The sequence below is a fragment of the Desulfovibrio litoralis DSM 11393 genome, from assembly GCF_900143255.1.
Classification (GTDB): domain Bacteria; phylum Desulfobacterota; class Desulfovibrionia; order Desulfovibrionales; family Desulfovibrionaceae; genus Frigididesulfovibrio_A; species Frigididesulfovibrio_A litoralis.
Genome location: NZ_FRDI01000014.1, coordinates 1 through 23757 on the forward strand (window position 1 = coordinate 1; position 23757 = coordinate 23757).

General features: G+C 36.5%; 21 protein-coding genes, 2 tRNA genes and 1 pseudogene. 5 read left to right on the forward strand and 19 right to left on the reverse strand.

The window, feature by feature from the left end; all coding sequences use genetic code 11:
* The 5 genes and pseudogenes from BT999_RS10700 to kdsB form a co-directional block, all read right to left on the reverse strand.
* Positions 1-77 (reverse strand) — tRNA-Glu (locus BT999_RS10700).
* An 85-nt stretch (positions 78-162) separates the two neighbouring features.
* A tRNA-Glu gene (locus tag BT999_RS10705) sits at positions 163-239 on the reverse strand.
* Positions 240-510: 271 nt separating this feature from the next.
* Positions 511-1581, reverse strand: coding sequence for a hypothetical protein (locus BT999_RS10710; RefSeq protein WP_072697789.1), 1071 nt, complete (start codon positions 1579-1581; stop codon positions 511-513).
* A gap of 23 nt (positions 1582-1604) precedes the next feature.
* Positions 1605-1886 (reverse strand): annotated as a pseudogene (locus BT999_RS10715) (cytidylyltransferase domain-containing protein); the annotation flags it as partial.
* A 7-nt stretch (positions 1887-1893) separates the two neighbouring features.
* Positions 1894-2628, reverse strand: a complete 735-nt coding sequence (kdsB, locus tag BT999_RS10720) for a 3-deoxy-manno-octulosonate cytidylyltransferase (RefSeq protein ID WP_072697791.1) — start codon at positions 2626-2628, stop codon at positions 1894-1896.
* 367 nt (positions 2629-2995) lie between these two features.
* On the opposite strand from kdsB, the gene BT999_RS10725 reads away from it, so the two are divergent.
* Positions 2996-3739: a hypothetical protein gene (locus BT999_RS10725; RefSeq protein ID WP_072697792.1), complete on the forward strand. Its 744-nt coding sequence runs from the start codon at positions 2996-2998 to the stop codon at positions 3737-3739.
* 188 nt (positions 3740-3927) lie between these two features.
* Positions 3928-4401 carry a chemotaxis protein CheW gene (locus BT999_RS10730; RefSeq protein ID WP_072697793.1) on the forward strand — a complete coding sequence of 158 codons (474 nt, stop codon included), beginning with the start codon at positions 3928-3930 and terminating at the stop codon, positions 4399-4401.
* Between the two features lie 185 nt (positions 4402-4586).
* Here the strand turns inward: BT999_RS10730 and BT999_RS10735 are convergent, their stop codons facing one another.
* Positions 4587-5834 carry a methyl-accepting chemotaxis protein gene (locus BT999_RS10735; protein WP_072697794.1) on the reverse strand — a complete coding sequence of 416 codons (1248 nt, stop codon included), beginning with the start codon at positions 5832-5834 and terminating at the stop codon, positions 4587-4589.
* Positions 5835-6140: 306 nt separating this feature from the next.
* Here BT999_RS10735 and BT999_RS10740 point away from each other — a divergent pair, with 306 nt between their 5' ends.
* Positions 6141-7625: a glycosyltransferase family 9 protein gene (locus tag BT999_RS10740; protein WP_072697795.1), complete on the forward strand. Its 1485-nt coding sequence runs from the start codon at positions 6141-6143 to the stop codon at positions 7623-7625.
* Positions 7626-7740: 115 nt separating this feature from the next.
* Here the strand turns inward: BT999_RS10740 and BT999_RS10745 are convergent, their stop codons facing one another.
* From BT999_RS10745 to dsrA, 3 genes are all read right to left on the reverse strand, one after another.
* Positions 7741-7977 carry a dissimilatory sulfite reductase D family protein gene (locus BT999_RS10745; RefSeq protein WP_072697796.1) on the reverse strand — a complete coding sequence of 79 codons (237 nt, stop codon included), beginning with the start codon at positions 7975-7977 and terminating at the stop codon, positions 7741-7743.
* 97 nt (positions 7978-8074) lie between these two features.
* Positions 8075-9223 carry a dissimilatory-type sulfite reductase subunit beta gene (gene dsrB / locus BT999_RS10750; RefSeq protein ID WP_072697797.1) on the reverse strand — a complete coding sequence of 383 codons (1149 nt, stop codon included), beginning with the start codon at positions 9221-9223 and terminating at the stop codon, positions 8075-8077.
* A 16-nt stretch (positions 9224-9239) separates the two neighbouring features.
* Positions 9240-10553, reverse strand: coding sequence for a dissimilatory-type sulfite reductase subunit alpha (dsrA, locus tag BT999_RS10755; RefSeq protein WP_072697798.1), 1314 nt, complete (start codon positions 10551-10553; stop codon positions 9240-9242).
* Positions 10554-10961: 408 nt separating this feature from the next.
* On the opposite strand from dsrA, the gene BT999_RS10760 reads away from it, so the two are divergent.
* Positions 10962-11213, forward strand: coding sequence for a hypothetical protein (locus BT999_RS10760; RefSeq protein ID WP_072697799.1), 252 nt, complete (start codon positions 10962-10964; stop codon positions 11211-11213).
* Between the two features lie 12 nt (positions 11214-11225).
* Here the strand turns inward: BT999_RS10760 and purU are convergent, their stop codons facing one another.
* The 10 genes from purU to BT999_RS10815 all read right to left on the reverse strand — a co-directional run bounded on the left by purU (position 11226) and on the right by BT999_RS10815 (position 22690).
* Positions 11226-12086, reverse strand: coding sequence for a formyltetrahydrofolate deformylase (gene purU, locus BT999_RS10765; protein ID WP_072697800.1), 861 nt, complete (start codon positions 12084-12086; stop codon positions 11226-11228).
* Positions 12087-12464: 378 nt separating this feature from the next.
* Complete coding sequence (locus BT999_RS10775) at positions 12465-12653, reverse strand: ferredoxin (protein WP_072697802.1); 189 nt, start codon at positions 12651-12653, stop codon at positions 12465-12467.
* A 209-nt stretch (positions 12654-12862) separates the two neighbouring features.
* Complete coding sequence (locus BT999_RS10780; protein WP_072697803.1) at positions 12863-14602, reverse strand: glycosyltransferase family protein; 1740 nt, start codon at positions 14600-14602, stop codon at positions 12863-12865.
* A gap of 105 nt (positions 14603-14707) precedes the next feature.
* Positions 14708-15529, reverse strand: coding sequence for a nitroreductase family protein (locus tag BT999_RS10785; protein WP_084650690.1), 822 nt, complete (start codon positions 15527-15529; stop codon positions 14708-14710).
* 60 nt (positions 15530-15589) lie between these two features.
* On the reverse strand, positions 15590-16081 hold the full coding sequence (locus BT999_RS10790) for a YchJ family protein (protein ID WP_072697804.1): 492 nt from the start codon (positions 16079-16081) through the stop codon (positions 15590-15592).
* A gap of 218 nt (positions 16082-16299) precedes the next feature.
* Positions 16300-18540, reverse strand: a complete 2241-nt coding sequence (gene pnp / locus BT999_RS10795) for a polyribonucleotide nucleotidyltransferase (RefSeq protein WP_072697805.1) — start codon at positions 18538-18540, stop codon at positions 16300-16302.
* 329 nt (positions 18541-18869) lie between these two features.
* Positions 18870-19133 carry a 30S ribosomal protein S15 gene (gene rpsO / locus BT999_RS10800; protein WP_178139349.1) on the reverse strand — a complete coding sequence of 88 codons (264 nt, stop codon included), beginning with the start codon at positions 19131-19133 and terminating at the stop codon, positions 18870-18872.
* 62 nt (positions 19134-19195) lie between these two features.
* Positions 19196-20188, reverse strand: coding sequence for a tRNA pseudouridine(55) synthase TruB (truB, locus tag BT999_RS10805; RefSeq protein ID WP_072697807.1), 993 nt, complete (start codon positions 20186-20188; stop codon positions 19196-19198).
* Between the two features lie 185 nt (positions 20189-20373).
* Complete coding sequence (locus BT999_RS10810; protein WP_072697808.1) at positions 20374-21480, reverse strand: branched-chain amino acid aminotransferase; 1107 nt, start codon at positions 21478-21480, stop codon at positions 20374-20376.
* Positions 21481-21538: 58 nt separating this feature from the next.
* A complete protein-coding gene (locus BT999_RS10815) occupies positions 21539-22690 on the reverse strand; it encodes a hypothetical protein (RefSeq protein ID WP_072697809.1) in 1152 nt (383 codons plus the stop codon).
* Positions 22691-22910: 220 nt separating this feature from the next.
* Between BT999_RS10815 and BT999_RS10820 the strand changes: the two genes are divergently transcribed.
* A complete protein-coding gene (locus tag BT999_RS10820; protein ID WP_072697810.1) occupies positions 22911-23756 on the forward strand; it encodes a M48 family metallopeptidase in 846 nt (281 codons plus the stop codon).
* Position 23757 lies beyond the last annotated feature (1 nt).

A 23757-nucleotide genomic window follows, 5' to 3' on the forward strand; every position in this document is an offset into this window, starting at 1 on the left:
TGGCGTCCCCAAGGGGATTTGAACCCCTGTCGACGCCGTGAAAGGGCGTTGTCCTGGGCCAGCTAGACGATGGGGACGCTTGGTCTTTAAGCAAAAAGCCTAAAGATAAATTTAATAAAACCAAAAAAGGTTACATCATTCAGATACAACCTAAGAAATTTGTGGCGTCCCCAAGGGGATTTGAACCCCTGTCGACGCCGTGAAAGGGCGTTGTCCTGGGCCAGCTAGACGATGGGGACGCTTGATCTTTAAGCAAAAAGCCTAAAGGATAAACAACAAACATATAAAAATCTTGTTGCGAAGTGAATATTTATGCAAGTTCCGAGAAATTGTCAACTATTTTTTTATAAAAAGCAAATATTTTTTGAAAAAATAACAAATTAATTAAGAACTTAAAATTTATTAAATTATTTAAAGATATTATATCTGCAACCCCTGAAATGTTATTCTTTCAACAACATTATGCCACTATTAGGTATACACAATAGCATCAAACTATTCCCACGTGAATCAACACGCAGCCACCCAAAAATCGGCATCACGGAGAAATTCAAGGAAGCTTGCGGGTTTTTTACGTGAAAGCCATTTTTTTGTAATGCGAAAACGCCCTGCAACCGAATCCCATTCCATTGTACAAGTATCCCAAACAAGGTTTTGCTCTACCTGATATACCATATAAAAAAAACGAAAACGTTCACTCATATGTTCCAATGTTATGGGGGGATAAGAACTAGCGTATGCACCAAGTTTTTCCAAAATATGCCTATCCTTTTCGCCTATTGCTGAAAGATTCCCGGAAAGTAGCATGTCTTGCAATTCTTTTTTAGGTAATTCAGTAGGATACGCTTCGTCATTAAACTGTTCCGGATCAAAGAATATTAAGGCTGATTCATGAATATTATGATAGGTTTTGTAAAAGCTTCCATTTTCAAGGCTTAACTGTGGGTCGTTTATCTGTTCTACTTCCTTGGCCTTATCAGCCAACGCTAAAGGAGCATCATCAATAAGCAATGTTGTGGAAGGTACATATAACCCAAAAGGGATTTGTTTTAGTTGTAAAGTGGTTGTGGTACCTTGCCTTGGAATTTCTGCGGTAAGAAAAAAAGCCGCCTCATCATTTTTTGGCAAAGAAAAATGTTCCGGTAAAAACATTTGAAGACCAAAACCAACGGGCATATAGCTTGTGATTGGTTCGCTAGCGACTATGCCATTTACATGCCTATAAATACATGTTGTTTCTTTATTTCTAAGAAATAGATAACCTCCATTGCGTTTGGCATACGCGGCCGCCGTAATTTTACCAGGACAATCACATGGGGAAGCATCTAGATGAAGCTCCATATAGCCATTTTTTTTATCGTATAATAAAGTATCATACTCTTCAAACACCCCTTGAATTTCTTCACCCGCTAAAAACTCTGCCTTGTGTGAGCGTATATCCCCTGTGTCCAAAAGTTCATTATATGATATACCAAACATAAATTGAGATAACCCATCATCTCTACTCTGGGTAGCACCGACAATATTCGGCATAAGTAAAAAAACAAAAATCATACAATACAAAAAACATATTCTTTTCATGTATTCCTCCAATAAAAATTGTCTTAGATATTTTGCATAATCTTTATAACTTTTTCCAAATCTTCGGGGCTGTCGACTCCAAAGCTCTGGCAGTTTACTTTTTTCACTCTAATTGGAATGTTATTTTCTAAAAAACGCAGTTGTTCTAATTTTTCCAGATTTTCTAAACGCCCCGGAGCTAGTTGAGTAAACTGTTTTAAAGTTTTTAAGCGAAAGGCATAAAAGCCCAGGTGCATTAAAAAAATATTTTCGACGTTATCACATTCATCTCTTAAATAAGGAATTAACGAACGAGAAAAGTATAAGGTTGTCTTAGATATTTTGCATAATCTTTATAACTTTTTCCAAATCTTCGGGGCTGTCGACTCCAAAGCTCTGGCAGTTTACTTTTTTCACTCTAATTGGAATGTTATTTTCTAAAAAACGCAGTTGTTCTAATTTTTCCAGATTTTCTAAACGCCCCGGAGCTAGTTGAGTAAACTGTTTTAAAGTTTTTAAGCGAAAGGCATAAAAGCCCAGGTGCATTAAAAAAATATTTTCGACGTTATCACATTCATCTCTTAAATAAGGAATTAACGAACGAGAAAAGTATAAGGCATCACCATTATTGGCTAAAACGACTTTTACTCTATCCGGACTTGTCGATTCTTCTTTTGTTAAGGGGCGTGCTAACGTACTAACCTGAACAGCTTGGTCGTTAAAGGCTTCTACTAAAGCGTCTAACAGGCTTGGGTTAAGAGCCGGCTCATCGCCTTGAATATTTACGACAACCGCATTTTCAGGCAGTTTCAAGTTTACAGCCGCCTCATAAACACGGTCGGTTCCGCTCTGATGCCAATCTCCCGTTAAAACAACAGGCACATCAAGTTTAACAGCCGCATCAAAAATACGCTGGTCATCAGTCGCCAAACTAACGCTTATCAGAGATGAACATTGTTTAGCTCTTTGATAAACATGCCAAAACATGGGCTTTCCGCATATTTCTACTAAAGGCTTACCGGGAAAACGTGTTGAGCCGAAGCGTGCCGGAATAATTCCATAACACATAGGTATAATTGAATTTTGCAAAATAACCCCACCTAATTATATTAATAAAAAAGAATTTTATAAACTGTTAATTTAATCAAATCATCATAAATAAAGACCATTGCAAAACTCAGTTTTTCGTTCTTTTGCCATCGTTTTATGCTCTCTAGACACACAACATAAAACATCTTAAGTCATAAAAAGCTACGACTTTATTATATAATAAGCGACTAAATAAAAAAAGTAGTTTTTTATTCATTCAAAATAAAGAGTTACTGTAATTAGTCTTCGTTTTTAATCTCTAAACTTTTACTCCAAACTGTCGATAAGTTATGACAGCAAACGTGCCAAATTAAATAAAATATAAGCACCTGATGTGGAGTTTAATATGAATATCAACAGTATAGAATTAAGTTTTGACTCTCTTTTTTCAAACTTTTCTTCCGCACAACAAAGTCAATCCGCAGGTTTTTCAAAACAGCGTCGTTTTAGCAAGATTAATGATATTTCTACTACTGCCGCTGATTATTTATCAAATAAATCTATCGAATCAAAATATAATGTTAAGCTTAACGAGCTTTCTGCGGAAGACCTTGAGGCATACAAAAAACAAAGTGCCGAACTCAAAGACGCCCTAGCCAAGACAATTAACTTTGTCGGAAAAAACTTTGGTGAAGAAGTCGCCACTGTTGTTACGGCTATGCTTTATAAAAATACAAGCGAAAGTTTAAACGAAGAAAACCTTGGTCAGGGTTTGCTAGAAGCCACAACTTTTATTGATAAAAATTTAGGAACAGATTCCGGAGATAAATTTTTGGCATATCTAAATCAAAATATCAATAATGCCATGAATAATTTTTTTGAAAACGGTAAAAATGAAGTTTTTATTGCTATAAATACAAGCTCTAACAACTATACCGTTCCGGGTTTATCAAAGGTTGGAGAAGAAGCAAACAAAACAACTATCAGCAACTTTGACGCTCTTATTCAAAGTGTTAAACTAAGCGTTGATAATCTGCGTGCCAATAAGTTTAACAGCGAACAACTGCATTTAATAAAAAAATATGACAATACGGGAACAGCAAGTTTAATTACGCCGGAGTCTGGTTTTTTATTGGAAACAGCAGTTTAAATTAAAATCTTTAAAATTCTTCAGAATCATTTTGTATAGCTCTTTACTAAAAATTATAAAAAGTATATAAGAAATAAATAATAGAACTATACAACTTCATCTATAGTATAAATTTAATTTTTTATTTTAATACAAAGTATACTCTATACTAAGATATTAAGCGACTGGAAAAACAAAGGGAGAATAGAATGGATCATTCCCAAAAAAAAGACGACGAACTTTTACAACTTGTTACCTTTAGCATAGGGGAAGAAGAGTTTGGCGTTGATATTCTTAAAGTTCAAGAAATTATTCGCACTATGGAAATTACAAAAGTTCCAAGAGCGCAAGAATTTGTTGAGGGCGTTATAAATCTAAGAGGAAAGGTTATTCCGATTATCGATTTAAGAAGACGCTTTGGTCTCCACTCTAAAGAACACGATAAACACACTCGCATTATTGTTATTGAAATAAATAACATGATTGTAGGCTTTGTGGTTGACTCGGTTTCTGAAGTCTTGCGAATTCCCGCAAGCACGGTAGAACCACCACCACCTGTCGTAGCCGGCTTAGAATCAGAATATATTAACGGAGTCGGAAAGTTACATGACCGCTTATTAATATTGCTTGATCTTGATAAATTATTATCCAGTGCTGATCTTGAAGCTTTAGCACAAGTATAAGAATTGAAATATCTTAAACAAAAAAAGACTTTAGAATAACACTCTAAAGTCTTTTTTATTGGTTTTAAGATTAGCAAGCTACCTATATCAATTGCATGGTATCAATTACTTGGTATCAAGTACCTGGTATCAATTGTTTTGTATCAATTACTTGGTATCAAGTACCTGGTATCAATTGTTTTGTATCAATTATTTGGCAATTTTAAACTTTTAGCCAATGAATAAAGCTCATTAATTTGAATAAACAATTCTTTAACCGCCAACTCGGAATTCTGCATGGCGTCTGCGTTATTTTGGTCTAATAATTTAATTTCATTTAAAACGGCAGTAACTTTATGGCTTGTTTCCGATTGTTCACCTGTTGCAACAACCACAAGCTGTAGTTGATCGTTTACCTTACTCGAACCCGCAACTATTTCATTAAGAGCCATACTTGATTGGTTAATAAAATCAGTTGCATAATTTAGATCAGAGGCAACTCTTTCCGTTGTGCTTATGCTGGTGTGCGTATTATTTTGTACAGTTAAGATAACGCTTTCTACTTCTTTGGTTGCAAACATGGTTTTTTCAGCCAGTTTTCTAACCGCTCCGGCAACAACCGAGAAACCTTTTCCCGCTTCCCCTGCTCTAGCGGCTTCAATAGCGGCATTTAAAGCTAAAAGGTTAGTTTGATCGGCAACTTCGTCAATTAAGGTAATTACTTTACCTATTTTTTGAACTTGCTCCCCTAATCCCTCGATATGTTCTTTTAATTGAGTGATTGTGCTTTGCACGGTGCCAATTGCGGCTACGCTTTGATTAACGATCGCATTGCCGTGTTCTGCTTTATTTTTTGAATTATCAGCAGCATCAGAAACCAAACTGGTATTTTGATTGATTCCAACAACATTAGCGTTCATTTCGTCCATAGCACTCACGCAGGCAGCAATTTTTTTATGTTGCACCTCTGAACTCTCTAAAATTGTTTCCATCTGAGTATCAAGCTGTTTACCCGCATTAATCAAACGCTCTACGACTTGTTCAACTCTTGAGGCGGTTTGAGATATGATTTTATAACCTTCTTCTGCATTAGTTTTGGCAACATTAGCCTCTTGCATGGCTTTTTCGGCGAGTTCTTTGTTTTTAACCGCCTCACGCCTTTCTTCTTCTTCTATAACAATTTGCTTTTCAAGAGTTACAATCATATCTTGAAGTTGGTCATTAAATAAGTCGGCTTTTGCTTTAAATATGCCCATAATATGAGCGGCACCACCTAAAAAAATAGGTGCCGAAGTAATCATAAAAAGTAAAGGAACTCGGCTATAAATGCCTAACATATTCCCAATAGACACGGTTAAGTCATTATACCAAAACTCAAAAATTAACGCAAAAATAGGAAACATAAACCCAAAAGCGATACCAAAGACAGTATATTGGAAAACAGTTTTATTCATTAGTTGACTCTAAAGATATTGTTAGCTGGAATAACAGAGTAATATAAAATAAACGAGTAATAATTTTTGATAAAAGTATATTATAAAAAAGAAATGATATATCCTTTATCGGCATAAATTACTTTATTCATAATATTTTTATAAAAATTATACAAATAATAAAAAACAAGGTATTTCTAAAATTTGATATAACCCTTATATATAAAAAAACATATCTTTACAATCATTTTAAAATTGTTGTATAAACAAGCTGTTGGGCATATAATATATTACAAATATTTACTTCATTTTAAAAACAAAAAAAACATGTCAACAAACCCTATTCTTATTATCCAAATGCAACGCATGGGAGACCTTATTTTAAGCTTTCCATTGGTGAGTTTTTTGGAAAAAAACTTTCAGACCAACCCCATCTGGATAGTCGCAGAAGAGAATTATTTTTCCGAGCTATTACCGATTTCACCAAACGTTACTTATTTTCCTTACTCCGCCGCCCACCGATTAATAACCAGACCTTATCACGGCATTATTAATTTAAGCCACCGAACCGAATCTGCCGAACTAGTGAAACAGCTCAAGCATGATTGGTTTTATGGCTATTACCTTGATGAAGATAACAATTTGAGAATAAAAGGAAATTGGCAAATCTATCGTGCCAGTCTCACACACAATAATCGCCATAACCACTATCATTGGTCTGACTTAAACATTTTAGATATAGCTCAACATATTAAAATCAATAGCAATAATGATTATGCCGAATCATCTCATAAAGTAGCTCTTCCACATTTTAATTGGGCAAAACCTGAAGTAACAAAGAAAAAAAACGCTCGCATTGGTATCTTTGTCGGAGCAAGTCAAGCTGAAAAACACCCGAATGCTAATTTTTTTGCCGAACTTGTCCTTGCATTGTTTAAACTTGGACACAAACCCGTTTTACTCGGTGGAAAAACAGAAGAGAAAATGGGAGCAGAAATATGCGATCAATTACAAGGATTGCACGGCATAAATCTCTGCGGACACTTTTCCATTGCAGAACTTGTGGAAATGTTAAAAAAAATAGATTTATTTATCTGCCCCGACACCGGACCTTTACACCTAGCAAGCTTATTGGGCGTTAAAACAATAAATCTTTCACTCGGTAATGTTAGTGCTTTTGAAACAGGACCAAACAGCCCGGGACACTTGATTGTATCGGCAAATTTAAGCTGTGTAGGTTGTTGGAAATGTGAACGCAATTTAAAATGTCATAATTTTTTTAAACCGCTAAAAATAGCACAAATCGCCAACGAACTTATTTTAGGACGAGAACAAAACCTCAAACGCCTCAACTTAAAGGGCTTAAATTTATATATAAGCGATAGAAACTATTTAGGGGAATTATCAGGATTATATAAACTCAAGCCGATATTAGGAAAAGACGCAAGACAAAATTTCAATATAAAAACAGCATTTAGTGTTTTTTGGCAAAGTTTTTTTTATGAGCATCTTTCAAAAAATTTTGCACCTAATCAAGAAAATTCAACGTTTAAACTAAAACTAAAAAAAGAATTAGAAACCATTAATCCAAAGTTATTATTGAAATATAACCAAGCTTTAATCAAGCTGTGTCGCTATTTTGCAGGCAAGCTGAATATAAACAAAAAAAATACCTTTGATAATTTCTGGATAAATTATCCGCCCTGTATCCGCCCTTTAACTAGCTTTTGCCAACTTTGGCTTGATAATAACGATTATTCAAAAGCGGCGTATATTCAGGTTTTACAACTAACCGAATCAGCCCGCCTCTAAGCATTTGCTAGGTAACACCATTGAAAAACTGCGTTTTACTTTCTTTTGTTGTCGTTTGATGCTGTAATATGGAACAAAAAAAAGGGAGTTTTTATACTCCCTTAAATTTTAAGACTTAGTCTTCGCCTTCAGCGTGGCTTTGTTTGCCGGCACCTTTTAAGCCGTACATAGTAGTACTGCCTGAAGACCAAAATTCCAACACTTCTGTGTTAATTAAAGCAGTAAGATATTTTTTTACTTGACGTGGGCTTTCGCCTGGAAACACTTCAAGAAAATCATTAAAATAAAATTTACTTTTAGCAGCAGATTTACCTTTAAGGTAATCTACGATTTTTTGTTGATTCTCATCCATAATCAGACCCCTTTTCAACCTATTTATTTTAGACCGGCTATTTATTTTAGACCGGGTAAGCTCGAAAACTTACCCGGTTTATCAATCATAATTCAGCTTAGAATTTAAACTGAGTGCTTTGACGCCATGTATAGTAAGCAGGGTCACGGAAGTCATCAATAAGGTGGTGGGTAAACTTTAAGCCTGTTAAGCTAAAGAAGCGTTCCCAACCTATACGTTCAGCCCATTCACCTAAACGCTCATATTTATTAGCGTTAGCAGCATAAACTTCAACGATTTTCTTAATGACTTTAGTCATAGAAGGCCAGCGAGGTGGCTCGTTAGGAATATAAGCTACTACAACTTTTGAGAATTTAGGCATAGAGATACGGTTAGAAACCTTACCACCAACCATTATAGCCATACCGTCGCCTTCTTTATCAGAGATAGGAAGAGCAGGACACATGGTGTAACAGTTACCGCAATACATACAACGTTCGTTTTTAATCGCAATAGAGTTCATTTTTGTGCCGTCTGCTCTGTCGATCTTAGTAGGACGAACAGCAGCAGTAGGACAAGAAGCAACAGCTAAAGGAATTTCACAAAGTTGGTCAACCCAGTCTGTATCGATCATAGGAGGTTTTCTGTGAATACCAACTATACCAATATCAGAACAGTGTACGGCACCACACATGTTAATACAACATGCAAGTGAAATACGCAAAGGAGCAGGAAGACGCATTTGTTGGAAGTCTGCGAAAACTTCGTCCATAACCGCCTTAACAGGTCCGGAAGCATCAGTAGCAGGAGTATGGCAGTGTACCCAACCTTGAGTGTGAATGATGTTGGTAATACCAGCACCGGTTCCACCAATAGGGAATTTATAAGAACCACCGGCAAACTTACGAGCTGCTAAATCACTTTTCAGTGCTTTTAGCTTGTCTTCGCTGTCAACCATAAACTCAACGTTACTACGAGTAGTAAAACGCAAGTATCCGCTACAGTGTTTATCAGCTATATCACACATTTCACGAATTAAAGTAATAGACATCAAACGTGCGGTACCGCAACGAACTGTGTATACTTTATCTCCGCTTTCACCAACGTGTACTAATACACCTGGTTCAAGAATTTCGTGATATGCCCACTTACCTTTATTTTTAGCAATAAAGGGAGGATAAAACTCACTATATTTACGAGGGCCAATATCTGTAATACGATTTTTCATTGGGCTACTAGGATCGTAGCCAGAAGAAATAAATGCCATTTTTTATACCCCCATATTACCTTAAGTGTCTCTTGCGATATGCAGCAATGTCACGATTCCAACCACCCGGTACTTCTTCTTCTTTAAAGAACATGTATGGGTTATGGCGTGGCTCACAAACGTGTTGTGGCATAGCCTCAATTCCTGTTACTTCAAGCAATTTTTGGAAAGAGAGACGCTTCATGGTTTCACCGATACGCTCACGGTTTTTACCTTCTTCCATCCACCAGTCCCAAATTTTTCCGATAAGATCTTTGATTTCATCGTAAGGTTCTGAAACTTCGATAAATGGAACAAGCAATGAACCCATTTGTGCACCATCAAGAACAGGAGCTTTAGCACCAAGCAAGATAGAAGCACCGCGTTCGTTACCTATGCGACAAGCACGAGGCATAGTGTTGATACAGTGCATACAACGAGTACATTCTTTGTTGTTGATGCGAAGTTCTGAGCCTGTCCAAGTCATACACTTAGTAGGACAACGCTTAACAACTTCTTCAACTATGTCAAATTTGCCCCAATCACGACCAGCATGAGCACCGGCGTTAGGCTTAAATTCGCCACCAACATAAGCTTTAACAGCAGCTTGGTCGATACGAATATCGTCTTTCCAAGTACCGATAACAGCAAAGTCAGAACGAGCTATAGCAGCAACGCAACCGTTAGGACAAGCATCAAATTTAAATTTAAATTTATAAGGGAATGCCGGACGGTGTAATTCGTCTTGGAATTCCATTGTAAGATTATAACATAAATCTTGAGCATCATAACAAGCATATTCACAACGAGAAGAACCAAGACAGCTTTCAGGGGTACGAAGGTTAGAACCTGATCCGCCCAAGTCTGTGTTCATTTTATGAGTAATCTCATGAAAAATTTCTTCCAATTGTGCGGTTTGTGTACCTAAAAGAACGATGTCTCCGGTAGAACCGTGCATGTTGGTAAGACCGGAACCGCGTAAGTCCCACATATCACAAATCTGACGCAAAAAGTCTGTAGAATAGTATTTTGCAGCAGGTTGGTTGATACGAACAGTATGGAAATGTGCTACGCCCGGGAACATCTCGGGTTGGTCGCAATAACGACCGATAACACCACCACCGTAACCAAAAACACCAACGATTCCGCCGTGTTTCCAGTGGGTTTCACCGTCTGTGTAAGACAATTCTAAAACACCAAGAAGGTCACTTGGACAGTCTACTGGTATTTGATAATCAAGTCCCTTAGGGTTCTTGGTTCTACTCTCGGCTTCTTGCTTTATGTCAGACACAAAGCTTGGCCAAGGACCAGACTCAAGTTGATCCAGCTTGGGGGTTGCATGTTTTGCCATTGCTTTCCTCCGCTTAGTTATTTATGTTTTAACTATACAATATAGGGCGTTATGCCCTATACTTACAGTCAGCATGTTTATAAAAAGTTAAACAAAAGTTAACTTTCACACAACTGACACACTTCAGTTCTTAAAAATAAATCAAACCACGTTTAAATACTTGTTGTTTTTTTAACAAGATTACACTCTTTTTTTATTAGTATTCTGCACAGCTGTCAAGCCAATTAATTTTTATTTTATAAAGAACAAAAGCAATAAAAAGACTATAACTTGACGACCTAAGCGAATATGTATACTATAAAAAATATATTATACTAAATAAAAATATTCTGCAAGCTCTTAAATTATTATAAAAAATGAACTAATATCCATAGTTAAAATTATTGCAAAATCAATTAGGATAACAACATGAAAGATATAAATGGGTTTTACTATTACCCAAACCCCAATGATCACAAAGCCAAAGTATATGTTCGCAACGGAGCAAACGGGATTGAGTTTCGTTTATGGCATAACGAAAAACCGGAAATTTGGGAAAAACACGAATGGCTTAATATCGATATAATTAATGCCGCTGCCGCAATGTATAAAGAAAGAGGGCAAGGCTCAGACCCAACCCTTCTTTATGATATAAGAGTCGCCGAAGCCTTGCTTAAATAACTTTTATTGTAATTATTTTAAAACAACAGTCTTATTACCGTTTATCAAAACACGCTGTTCAAGGTGATAAGTCAAGGCTCTTGCCAAAACCACACACTCCATATCTTTCCCCAAAGCTTCAAGAGCCTGAGGGGCGTAAGAGTGGTCTACTCTTTCTACGCCCTGTTCAATAATAGGACCTTCGTCCAAATTGGAAGTTACATAGTGTGCGGTAGCTCCAATTAACTTTACACCACGTTCATAAGCCTGTTTATAGGGTGAGGCCCCTTTAAAGCTTGGTAAAAAGGAATGGTGAATATTAATACAACGTCCTTTAAGCTTTTCGCAAAGATCTTCTGAAAGAATTTGCATATACCTTGCTAAAACAACAACATCAATTTCTTGTTCCGCTATAAGGCTTAAGAGTCTTGCTTCTTGTTCATCTTTATTATTTTTATCAACGGGCAGATAAAAAAACGGAATATTATGCCATTCGACCAAAGATTTAAAATCTTGATGGTTAGAGACAACGGCAACGAGTTCACCGTTTAAAACACCGGCTCGAAAACGGTATAAAAGGTCATTTAAACAATGTCCGAAACGAGAAACCATCACAAGCACGCGCTTTTTCTTTCCCACACAACAAATATCCCAATTCATCGTAAAACGTTGAGCCAAAGTTAAAAAATCTGTCTGCAAATTTTTTATATCACAAACATCAGGGTTAAGTTCAAAATGAACTCGCATAAAAAAAAGACCCGTGCTTCTATCTCCAAACTGAGAACTATCAACAATATTCGCACCATGATCAACTAAAAATGTCGCAACAGAAGCAACAATACCAATAACATCAGGGCAAGAAATAGTTAAAACATGATGAGTATTTTTTAACATATTAATCCTTATAATTCTTTCTAAATTTCAACTCAAGACCATTGCAAAACTCTGTTTTGCGTACTTTTATTATCGTTTGATACTCTGCATGCACATAGCATAAAACATTTTAAGACACAAAAACCACTCATTTTACAGGAAAATTAAATTTTCCCTTTGTTTCTGGGGATACCCCCGAAGCCCCCAAAGAGACTTTATTCGTGATTTTTGGAGTGTCTTTACGGAGTATCTTTGGAGTGTCTGGCCGGAGTATTTTGCCGGCGAAAGCCACTTTAAAACTATTCTGCAATAGTCTCAACTCTGAATTTAAACAAAATAAATGCCAGATGTACAAAAGTACAACCGGCATTTATTGTTTCACTTTAATTAAATTAAAGTCTAGTTTTCAGTAATAGTAATCGCACCGGCTTCGCAAACCTCTACGCAAGATTCGCAACCAAGGCACTCTTCTGCATTAACAGCATGTGCTTTACCATTTTGAATTTCATAAACTTCAACAGGGCAAACATCTACGCATTCTGCGTCGCCTGTACATTTATCCAAATCAACAGTTACATCCCAACCCATGGTGGTATCCTCCATTTTTTTTTACTATTTATTCTAATTCATTCTGCCTAAACTTTTTTCATAAAAAAAGCAAGCTCTCTCTTGCTGATAGCCTTGCAACAGATTGCTGTCAAGTCTTGAGTTATTTTTTTTATAATGTTTTAGATATTTCTTTGAAGTAACACGTAAAAAACACCAGTATAAACAATATTAAATCAAAGAGTTACCTATTAAGTTGTATAAAATTTCATACAGTTTAAAATATTTTCTTTTCTTTCTTGTGAAGTTAAACGAGATAAAAGTTCGTGAAAATTTGCTTGAATATTTTTTTCTGTTGCCAACTGAAAAGCTGTTTTAATATCGCTTAGCCCTTCGCCAAACTGACACTGTTCAAGCTTTTTAACGCCTAATTCCGTCAAAAAACGCCATTGTAAAGAGCTATTTGCCGATTTTACAATAAAATCTGACAATTCATCTTGATAAATAGAAGATAGCCCATTTGTTTTTTCTACTAAAGCTTCTAAATATTTTTTTAAGTTTTGATCTTGCTTATAAGTTTTTGCGGTTAATAACCATGATAACGAGCATTGTGGCATATATGCCCTATATTCAAAATTGTTTTTTTCTTCTGAATTTTTTCTATAAGGGTAAAACTTAAAACCGATCCATGATAATATTTCTTTATTCTCAAACAAACGAGCCCAACTTAAACAGAGTTCAAACTCTGAAATTGGCTGACAATTTACTTGATTAAATAAGATTAACGCCTGAGCTTCGTTGCTTTTAACAAGCTCATTGTAATACATTAACAAAAAATATTTAGCTAAGTTAAAATCATCTTGAAACATCGCACTGGCAGAACAGGAACTTAGCAACAATAAATAGTCTGAACTGAAAACATTAACACACAATTCTTTGTTAGTTGAAAAAGAGTGTATTAAACGACGAGCATCGTCATATTGTTGATTTTCTGTCAATAATATAATTTTAAAGGCAACCATCAGGCAATCATCAGCAAGTCCATCAGCGGCCCCAAGCAAGTCCAAATAAGAAAAATCTAACATGTTATTGCGTACAAGTTGAACTAAACTCAACCACAAATTTTTTCTGTCTTCAACTTTGTTTCGAGTGTTCTGTGTAATATTTTTCATAAAATACAACAGAGTATTGAGACGCTGTTCTATGAGATGTTCTTTTTGTACCCTCGCATACCCCGCTTCTGAGATTTTTTTGGCAAGCGACTCATTTTTTAAATAATACTTAGTTAAATCAAAAAGTTCAATAATATCATGCCAAATTACACACTCTTTTTGAGGTTCAAAGACTGCATCTTGATCTTCGCCTATATTTTGAGCCAAGACAACGGCTCCTGCTCCGGCTGATTCAAAAATACGCAAATTTAGTTCATATCCCAAACTTTCATTGGGTACGAGCTTAGTATTAGAATACAATTTAAGCATATCACGATAACTTATCTCTTCAATAAAGTTCTGATATCCTAATAAGGCATAAGCATCTTTCAATCTTTGACGCAAAGGGCGAAATTTTGTAAAACGACCAACAAAACTAAGCTCTTCCGTTCTATTTTCATATGCTTTATATGATAAAAAAGGAGCAGGCAAAGGTAGGCGAAAAAAAAGAGGCAAATTTATTTTTTCAAGCTTTTTAAGCCATGAATAATGTGGCGTTAAAACAGCATCAAAAAGCTTGAAATAATATATTTGCCAGTGCAAATTAATATGAGTATCAATAGACCAAAATAATTTTAGACAATCAACTTCTTCCAATCCTGAAAGGATAAGACGAATCTTAATATTTTCTTGCTGAATTATAAGGTCGGGAAAAAAGTTTTTACTTTTCAAAAAATGAGGTAGCGACAATATTCCGTGTACGTTATTAAGCTCTAAGACTTCGTGCCCACGCTGTTTTAAAAGCTTTGCAAACAAACAATCGACACAAAGTATTTTCATTCGTCTATCCTTTGGTTTTCAAACTAAGCTATAGTTAATAAAACTAAGCTGATAGATTTTTAAACCCTAAAGCCTCATATATACAACAAAGCTTAACACTCAATATTACACATAATTAATTTTTATAGGTTTACGCTGAACAGCTCTCGGATACTTAACAGTAGGATAACCAAAAGCCATAGCATAACCAAGTACATGATCGTTTGGTATACCCAAATATTCCTTAGCATGAGGCACAAAATACTGCATTGTCAAATATACAATACCGTCCCAAACTGTTCCTAATCCGGCACTTTGAGACAATAGCTCAAAGTAACTTAAAGCTAAAACACCGTCTTCTCTCGCACAAGGGGCAGTTGGAGGAGCGGACGTAATCATAACATGCGGAGCAGATCTAAACAAAATATCTTCTTTATTGTTACGCCAAGAGTCAACAACAGCGTGCATAAACCTCGCTCCCGGAAGTTTTTGATATTCAGGCAACTGATAAACCTTTGCCAACTCAGCAATCAGCCACTCTCTAAAATCCGCCAATTTTTCTTTTTCTTTAATGACGGTAAAAAGCACCTGCTGTGCGTTACAACCGGTTGGAGCATAAACAACAGTATTAATCAAATCATAAATCAAACTTGGTTCAACATTACGCCCTTCATAGTGTCTATATGAACGACGCCCCTGAACCAAAGCAGTCATGGACTTAAGGTCAGGTAAGCTTCCGATAAGTTCGGTACTATTTTTAGGATCAAGACCAAAAATAGAAATCGCCCCCACCGGACAAATAGCCAAACAATGTTGACAGGCAATACAGGCTTGAGGTTGTGCCAAAACAGGAATTTTTTTCATCTCAATACAGTTCTGAGGACAATCTTCAACGCACAAACCACAAGAGATACAAGTTTCTTGATCAACCTTAAAATTAATCATCATAGTTTCACCTATTTCTTAGCTATGTAAAAAAACATTGTTATTAAAAATACTCAACAAAAACTATTTTGTGGCACAACATTTTTTATATTTTTTACCACTACCACAAGAACAAGGGTCGTTACGCCCTATCTTTTCGCCTTCTCTTTTATAAGGAACGTGCCCATGCACTTTCCCGCTGTAATAATACCACTTTCCGTCGCTATCACGTTTAAATTCGGCTTCTTCTTTAATTTCTTGATCAAAATCTTTAATTTTATAGCGAGCGACAAAAGATACTTCGCCTGTTGTATCGTCTTTTCCGCCGTCTTTAACTGAAACAATTTCAAGACCAACCCAGTTAATATGATCGGCATATTGATCAACTTCGGCGGCACTTTCTCCATCTCTACTATCCGGGTGAACAGAATTATCAAGATAAGCATATTTTTTTAACACATGAGCGGTATAACGAGAACGCATCAAGGCTTCGGCGGTTTCTGCGTTAATTGTACCTTCAATAATAGGTCCGCAACATTGTTCCAATTCTTTTTCACTACCACAAGGACATAACATATAACAACCTCATTTAATTTATTTTTTATTTAAAATATTCCTAATTACGCTTTTAGAAGTTTATTTAACAAACTAAGAGCATTACAAAACGACATTTTACGTTATTTTTTTAGGATTTTATTTAATATTAATATGCCAAACTAAATTTTTCTTCAACATAAAATTATCGCACAACAGCCTTTTGACCATTGTGCGATAAAATTATTATTCTTTAACTTCTAACGTTTTTGATAACCGCCACGAGAATCACCACGACCACCGCCGTCTCTACGTCCTCGGTCTCCACCATCACGATAGCCACCGCTACGTTCTCTTTGTGGGCGAGCGGTATCTTCTGGCTTCCAAACTTGACCTTCGGCTTCGAGTAAAACAGCCTTACGAGAAGCACGCACTCGATCGCCTGAGATTTCAACAACTTTAACAGTCATTTCATCGCCGACTTTGGCAAAATCAGCTACGTTTTCAACTCTGGAGGTATCAAGTTGTGATACATGCACCAAAGCTTCAAGGTTAGGCATAAGTTCAACAACAACGCCTATTTCTAAAACTTTTTTAACTTTCGCACCATAATCTTTTCCGAGTTCTGCTTTTTGGTCAAAGGCTAAAACCATAGCTTTGGCAATGTTCAAAGCGTCTTGTGTCGGAGCAAAAATCGCAACCTTTCCGCTATCGTCAATATCAACGGAAGCACCGGTTTTAGCGGTAATTTCTTTAATATTTTTTCCGCCCGGCCCGATAATTAAACGAATAACATCAGGGCTAACGGAAACTTCGCAATGTTGCGGAGCATATTGAGACAATTCGCCTCTTGAAGCAGGTAAAGCTTTAAGCATTTCGCCTAAAATATGAAGACGTGCGTCTTTAGCTTGGTTAAGGGCTTTACCCATAACTTCAGTAGGAATACCGCTTATTTTAATATCCATTTGAACAGCGGTGATACCGTCTCTTGTTCCGGCTATTTTAAAATCCATATCGCCAAGGGCATCTTCATCACCCAAAATATCAGTTAAAATAATGTATTCCGAACCTTCTTTGATTAAACCCATGGCAATACCAGCCACAGGTGCGGAAATAGGAACGCCTGCGTCCATTAAAGACAAGGTTCCGCCACAAACGGCCGCCATACTGGAAGAACCGTTTGATTCCAAAGTTTCTGAAACAATACGCAAGGTAAAAGGAAAACTTTCTTCAGACGGAAGAATCTGGCGTAACGCTTTTTCTGCCAAGGCTCCGTGTCCGATTTCACGGCGAGAAACACGCACAGGTTTAACTTCGCCAACGCTGAATGGAGGGAAGTTATAGTGGAGCATAAAACGCTTAACATAATCACCGTTTAAAGAATCCATTCTTTGTTCATCAGTAGCACTACCTAATGTTGTTACTACCAAAGATTTAGTTTCACCACGAGAGAAAATAACAGAACCATGAGCCCTTGGCAAAGCCGAAGGTTCAATTAAAATAGGACGCACGGTTTTAGTATCACGCCCATCAATACGTTTACCTTCTTTTAAAATACGCTCACGCACTATTTTCTTTTCAAGGTTACCGAGTTCTTCCAAGGCTTCTGCCATTAATTCAGGCTTATCCAAAATTTCAGGGTCTTCGTTTAAAGCGGCAACCAATTTTTCTTTAACCGCTTTGCGGACTTCTTTACGTTCAAGCTTAGCAGGAACTTGTAAAGCGGCACTTAAATCAGTTTTAATAATATTAGAAACTTTTTCTGCCAACGCAACATTTTCTATTATTTCAGGAGTAGCGGCTTTAACCTTTCCGGCTTTTGCTACTAATTCTTCTTGAGCAAGTAAAAGAGGTTGTATTTCTTTATGACCCCAATTTAAAGCCTCTAAGAAAGTATCTTCGCTAATAAATTTTGCTTCGCCTTCGACCATAACAACAGCATCTTTTGAAGCGGCAAAAACAATATTCATATCGCTTTTTTCAAGCTCTTGAACGGTAGGGTTTAAAACATAAGTCCCGTTAACACGCCCTATTCTGGCACCAGCCACAGGTCCTGCAAACGGAATCGAAGAAAGACCAAGAGCCACCGAAGCTCCGGCGATAGATAAAACATCGCTTTCGTTTTCTTGGTCGGCTGAGATAACCGTTGCCAATACTTGAACTTCTTGCTTTAAGCCTTTAGGAAATAAAGGGCGTATCGGGCGGTCAATCAAACGAGAAACCAAAGTTTCTCTTTCTGAAGGGCGACCGATTTCACGACGGAAAAAAGAACCGGGAATACGCCCGGCAGCATACATTCTTTCAGCATATTCAACAGTCAGCGGGAAAAAACCCATATCACGTTCCATAGCTTGGCTACAAGCAGTAACCATAACAACCGTTCCACCACACTGAATCCAGATAGACCCGTTTGCCTGGTTGGCGATACGTCCTGTTTCCAAAATAATTTCTTTTCCGCCAACCATCACGTTGACTCTTTGACAATCAAATACATTCGACATAGATAAAATCCTTTTTAAACATAAACGCTGAGCTTAAAGCTGAAAGCTGATAAGGGGACGCCGAGCAAAGCACCGAATTCAAAACAAAGTATCCAAATTTTTCACGGCAAGTAAAGCCTGTCTAAAATACTTTTTTCTTCGATATTTCGCTCGGTCCCCCCTTTTCTACTTACTTCTACTGCTTAGTTATCAACTTAGTTGTGTTTATGTTGTTAGTTGTTAAAATTAAGACCATTACACAAACGTTATGATTAATATTCATGTAATGGTCTTAAAAAATTAATTCACATAAAACGCCAAACCTAAACGAGTTAAGCGTTCTTTAAAAACTACTTACGCAAGCCAAGTTTTTCAACAATGTTGCGGTAGCGTTGAACTTCTGTTTTCTTCAGATAATTTAACAACATACGTCTGCGTCCAACAAGCTTAAGCAAGCCGGTACGAGAGTGGAAGTCTTTTTTGTGAAATTTAAAGTGGCCAGTTAAATACTCAATACGAGCAGACAAAAGAGCAATTTGAACTTCCGGTGAACCGGTATCGCCTTCGTGTTGAGCATAAGCATCAATAACGGACTTTTTTTGTTGAGGATCCATTACCACAGCAGTTCTCCAATATTTAGTTAAAATGTTAATAAAAAGCCAACGTTAAAGCTTAACTAAGAGTTAGGACAAAGCCCTCTTAAAACGCTAAAAACTTCTTTTCCGTGTTCTGTTGTTGAAACAGCCAATGCAAGTGTTTGCTCGTTTTCGTTCATTAACAACGCTTTTATTCCTTCCTGAAAAGGTTTTTCTGCGAAATCAACAAGTTCAAAGCCGTTTGTTGCATTTTCTATCTGTTTCTCTACAGCTTGGTAAGAAATAGAATGCCCGTGTCTAATTTTTTCCTCGTCTGTTTTGCTAACTATAAGCTTTAACCATTTTGGCAAAGCTTTATGAACAGGCAAAACACACTCGGGTAAAAGACTTGGGTTATCTGTGAAGTTTGAAACCTCATAAGCTTCTTTTAAGCTAAACGGATGGCTATACTCTCGAGTTAAAGCTTCTAGCGTCGCATGAGTCCCAAGTCGCGTCCCCAAGCTGTGGGCGAGGGAGCGTATATAGGTTCCAGAGCTACAAGTTACTCGAAAGCCCACTTGCGGAAACTTCACCCAAAGAAGTTCCGCTTGTGAAATTTCTATATTTTTTATTTTTACCGGTGTTTCTTTTCCTTCACGAGCAAGCTTGTAAAGGGGCTTACCTTCGTGTTTGGCGGCTGAAAAGGCGGGTACTTCTTGAGTGCTTTTACCAATCCAACTTTGAACAACATCAGCAATATCTGTTTCTTTTACATGATTATAGCTACTTTGTGCAAGCGTTTTTCCGAGAATATCCCAAGTATCCGTACTTACTCCCAATCGAATAATTCCGGAATATACTTTTTCTCCATCAGCCATAAGATGAGCCGAGAGTTTGGTCGCCTGTCCTAATAAAACCAATAAAACGCCCTGAGCCAAAGGGTCAAGGGTTCCTGCGTGTCCTATTTTTTTTTGTCCAAGTCTTTTAATTCTTGAAATACAGGCAGCAGAACTTGGTCCGCTAGGTTTATTTAACACCAAAACACCGTCTTGTTGAGGCGGTATTTCTAAAACACCAAGGTCATTTTTATTCATCTATGCACATTACGCTTTAATAATCAGTATAAAACCGGATTAATAATTTTTGATTTGTTTAACTAACGCTCGGGGTTTATTTTTATCATACAAGAATAAATTTTATAAACGCCGTTTGTATTAATTAAAATGAAAAATTATTAAGTCAACTTTTATTTTTAATTTTATTTTTTATTGGTTCTTAATTAAAAATCAAATTTAGGAACATCTAAAAGCCAACCCTTAGGCGATTCTTTTGTTCCGTTTTGCATGGCTGTATAATATTCATATAAGGCACGGGAATATTTACCAACTTTACCGTCTGCAACTGTGTGAACGGTATCATCGTCCATTAAATAACTTCCTACGGGCGAAACAACCGCCGCTGTTCCAAAACCGCCGGCTTCGATAATTTCACCTGATTTTAATCCGTTAATAAAGTCATTAAGCGGAATTTGTTCCAAGCGAGCCTTGAGTTTTCCCGTTGAAAGTTCCGTTCCCATTTCTGCCAGTTCCAAAATAGTTTCTGAGGTAATCGAACGCAAAATAGAATCATTAAAAGCAGGAATAATAAAAGTTCCATCTTTTAATACATTATAATGGTTCATTGTTCCGGCTTCTTCCAAATAAGTATTGCTTGCATCAAGATAAAGAACTTGATCAGCCCCACGAGACTTTGCATATTCCCCAGGTCTTAAAGAAGCACCATAGTTACCAACACATTTGGCTGTTCCTGTTCCGCCAGCAACCGCACGATGAAATTTATCAGTAATGACAAGACGAATAGCCTTATCAAAACCACCGGAATAATAAGGCCCACAAGGAGACAACATTATACAATAAGTATAAGTACAACTAACCTTTACGCCCAAAGAATCATAGGTTGCAAACATAAAAGGACGAATATACATAGCGGCATCAGGCTCATTAGGACACCAATCACGCTCAACATCAATCAAACGCTGAATACATTCAAGCTGAAGTTCAACGGGAATATGGGGCATACACATAATTGTTGCCGAATGGTTAATACGCATGGCGTTTTTATCCGCACGCCAAAGCTTGATACTTCCGTCAGCTTGACGAAACGCTTTAATACCTTCAAAAATTGCCTGACCATAATGTAAACATAACGCCCCGGCAGGTAAATTAATTTCGCCATAAGGCACTATTCTAGCATTTTTCCATTCACCTTTGGCATAATCCATTAAAAACATATGATTAGTTCTAACAGAGCCAAAAGGTACACCTTTAATTGTTTTAATCGCCTCTTTTTGTTTACTCTTTTCTAAAAGTTGGTAGTCAAATTTCATGTCTTTCCCTTCTCATTGTGGCTATAAAATTAAATTGACAATATAATAAAATATATGCTTAAGGCTGTCCAACCGGAGGACAAGGAATCGCTCCGACGGTATCTTGACAATTTCCAAGACCTTCACTGTTAAACAACCTTGACAATTCGTTTTGTTCCGAAACTGAATTTCTGCTTATTCCGCCATTTGTTCTGGCTGTCCCATTTGTACTGGAGTTATTCGTCGACTGCAATGGCGTATATAACAACTCTGTTTCCTCAAACTGATTTGTTCCCAAACTTGTTTGAGGTGTTGTATTGTTCCCCGTTGAACTTTCAGTTACAGGGGGCGGCGTTACGCTTAAAGAGTCGCTATTGACCAACAAAGCGGGAATATTGTTTACAACCATTAACGGCAAACTATGATCGCCAACTCTCATGCTGTAAGCACGGTTTCGGTAAAGTTGAAAAGAATAATAAAGATTATCAAAAAAATTGAGTTCAGGTTTAATTTGAGAAGCGTGAGCATTTCTTAAACCGGTTAAAAGATCAGCGCCGTTATTTAGTTCTTCTCTAAGTCGCAAAATTATTTCTTTATCTTGTTTGTCTTTGGCAACAGGCAAAAAGGCAACTTTGGTGTTTGTTGCCAAACCTGTGAGTGCATCAATACAAGCAGGACAAGTCGGAGAAAAATATAATTTAATCTCAGCTTCTTTACTTCCGGTTATTACCCAAGAACCAAGAGATTCTTCAATAGCCGAAAAGATATTTGCGACAAACAAAAAGCTCCAAAAAATAAACAAAACACCAAATTTAAAGCCACCATGGATATATTCAGGCGAATTATAACGCGTATGAATATAAATAAGAGCAAAAAACAAAGCCACGGCTAAACAAGAAACACAAGGCGAAGTAACGATTAACAAAAACAACAGAAAACAATCGAGCAAAAGGGCAAGCCCGCTAAAAAACAAGACCAGTCGCCTACTACCTTTTAAACTCAATAAACAAAGAATCAAAAAGACAACCGCACCGATAAACCACAATGAAATATCAAAAACGGTAAAATCTTCAAACAATACACAACCGTTTGTCGGACAAAACAGACTTGCGGTTTTGGCGGCTTCAGGAGTATGAAGATAGATATTAAACAAACAAAAGGCACAAGCGAGCAAAGAAATAAAAGCGGAAAACCAAAGAGTTTTAGATTGTTTCGTTTTTAAAAGTGCCATTTAGACTCCAAAAAATAACTTTATTAAATTCAAGGGTTAAAAAAGCCTTGATAAACAATATAAGCTGTGTATTTTAAACTGAACCAAACAAAATTTATATTTTCAACAAAAATATTTATCACAAACGTAAAAAGATAATATTTAATTACGCTTTTTTCTACAACTCGTAAAGAGCATCTTTATAAAAAAATGCCAATAACTTATCAGGACTTCTAAGTTAATGACGGAACAAAACAATTTTTTAGCTCAACAAGACTTTATTTTAAGATTTAGCAAAAAGGCAAAACGGGCTATTATTTATGTAAAAGCCCAAAATCTAATTGAAATTGCCCTTCCTATTTACTTTAAACAAAAACAATATGATACAAATCAGTTAGCCCAAAATTTACTCAAAAAACATCAAGATTGGATTATAAAAAAAATAAAACATTTAAACAAGCTCAACCTTGAAAACATTCCTGATTTTGAAAAAGAAAAAAAATCAAAATTACTACCCACAGAAATTATTCTCAAAGCAACAAACGAAAAAATAAAAGTTACTTATCGCCAAAGCAATAGAGTGGCAGCTTATTGTTTATTTGAAGTTTCAGAAAATTCCGAATTTTCCCATGAGCTGAATATCAATATAAAAAACATACAAAATAATAACGAGGCGTTTTGCGAACCGGAACAACTTAGCCAAGAAGAAACTCAAATAGCCCTCAAACAATTGCAAACTTGGGTAAAAGATTATGCCGAACGCAAACTTGAAATACAAACCAACACTCTGGCACAAATATTTAACTTAAAAGTTGCTAAAGTCAAAACAAAACTGCAAAAAACCAGGTTGGGAAGTTGTACCTCGAAAGGTGTTATCAACTTGAATGCGGCATTATTATTTTTTCCACCGGAACTAACCAAACACCTAATCTTACACGAACTTGCCCACTTAAAAGAAATGAACCACAGCCAAGCTTTTTGGCGTTTTTTATATACTATGGATCAAAATTGTTTTGAAAATGACAAAAAATTAAAAAAACAATTACGCCTTGTTCCGTTTTGGGTATTTGCCAAAAAACAAATTTAAG

Excerpts from the sequence above, each read along its gene's own strand:
- rpsO (WP_178139349.1), bottom strand. The coding sequence starts at position 19,133 with ATGGATCCTCAACAAAAAAAGTCCGTTATTGATGCTTATGCTCAACAC.
- dsrB (WP_072697797.1), bottom strand. The coding sequence starts at position 9,223 with ATGGCATTTATTTCTTCTGGCTACGATCCTAGTAGCCCAATGAAAAAT.
- BT999_RS10775 (WP_072697802.1), bottom strand. The coding sequence starts at position 12,653 with ATGGGTTGGGATGTAACTGTTGATTTGGATAAATGTACAGGCGACGCA.
- BT999_RS10735 (WP_072697794.1), bottom strand. The coding sequence starts at position 5,834 with ATGAATAAAACTGTTTTCCAATATACTGTCTTTGGTATCGCTTTTGGG.
- dsrA (WP_072697798.1), bottom strand. The coding sequence starts at position 10,553 with ATGGCAAAACATGCAACCCCCAAGCTGGATCAACTTGAGTCTGGTCCT.
- purU (WP_072697800.1), bottom strand. The coding sequence starts at position 12,086 with ATGTTAAAAAATACTCATCATGTTTTAACTATTTCTTGCCCTGATGTT.
- BT999_RS10745 (WP_072697796.1), bottom strand. The coding sequence starts at position 7,977 with ATGGATGAGAATCAACAAAAAATCGTAGATTACCTTAAAGGTAAATCT.
- BT999_RS10730 (WP_072697793.1), top strand. The coding sequence starts at position 3,928 with ATGGATCATTCCCAAAAAAAAGACGACGAACTTTTACAACTTGTTACC.
- BT999_RS10725 (WP_072697792.1), top strand. The coding sequence starts at position 2,996 with ATGAATATCAACAGTATAGAATTAAGTTTTGACTCTCTTTTTTCAAAC.
- BT999_RS10780 (WP_072697803.1), bottom strand. The coding sequence starts at position 14,602 with ATGAAAATACTTTGTGTCGATTGTTTGTTTGCAAAGCTTTTAAAACAG.
- BT999_RS10820 (WP_072697810.1), top strand. The coding sequence starts at position 22,911 with ATGACGGAACAAAACAATTTTTTAGCTCAACAAGACTTTATTTTAAGA.
- BT999_RS10760 (WP_072697799.1), top strand. The coding sequence starts at position 10,962 with ATGAAAGATATAAATGGGTTTTACTATTACCCAAACCCCAATGATCAC.
- truB (WP_072697807.1), bottom strand. The coding sequence starts at position 20,188 with ATGAATAAAAATGACCTTGGTGTTTTAGAAATACCGCCTCAACAAGAC.
- BT999_RS10785 (WP_084650690.1), bottom strand. The coding sequence starts at position 15,529 with ATGATGATTAATTTTAAGGTTGATCAAGAAACTTGTATCTCTTGTGGT.
- BT999_RS10740 (WP_072697795.1), top strand. The coding sequence starts at position 6,141 with ATGTCAACAAACCCTATTCTTATTATCCAAATGCAACGCATGGGAGAC.
- BT999_RS10815 (WP_072697809.1), bottom strand. The coding sequence starts at position 22,690 with ATGGCACTTTTAAAAACGAAACAATCTAAAACTCTTTGGTTTTCCGCT.
- BT999_RS10810 (WP_072697808.1), bottom strand. The coding sequence starts at position 21,480 with ATGAAATTTGACTACCAACTTTTAGAAAAGAGTAAACAAAAAGAGGCG.
- kdsB (WP_072697791.1), bottom strand. The coding sequence starts at position 2,628 with ATGTGTTATGGAATTATTCCGGCACGCTTCGGCTCAACACGTTTTCCC.
- BT999_RS10790 (WP_072697804.1), bottom strand. The coding sequence starts at position 16,081 with ATGTTATGTCCTTGTGGTAGTGAAAAAGAATTGGAACAATGTTGCGGA.
- pnp (WP_072697805.1), bottom strand. The coding sequence starts at position 18,540 with ATGTCGAATGTATTTGATTGTCAAAGAGTCAACGTGATGGTTGGCGGA.
- BT999_RS10710 (WP_072697789.1), bottom strand. The coding sequence starts at position 1,581 with ATGAAAAGAATATGTTTTTTGTATTGTATGATTTTTGTTTTTTTACTT.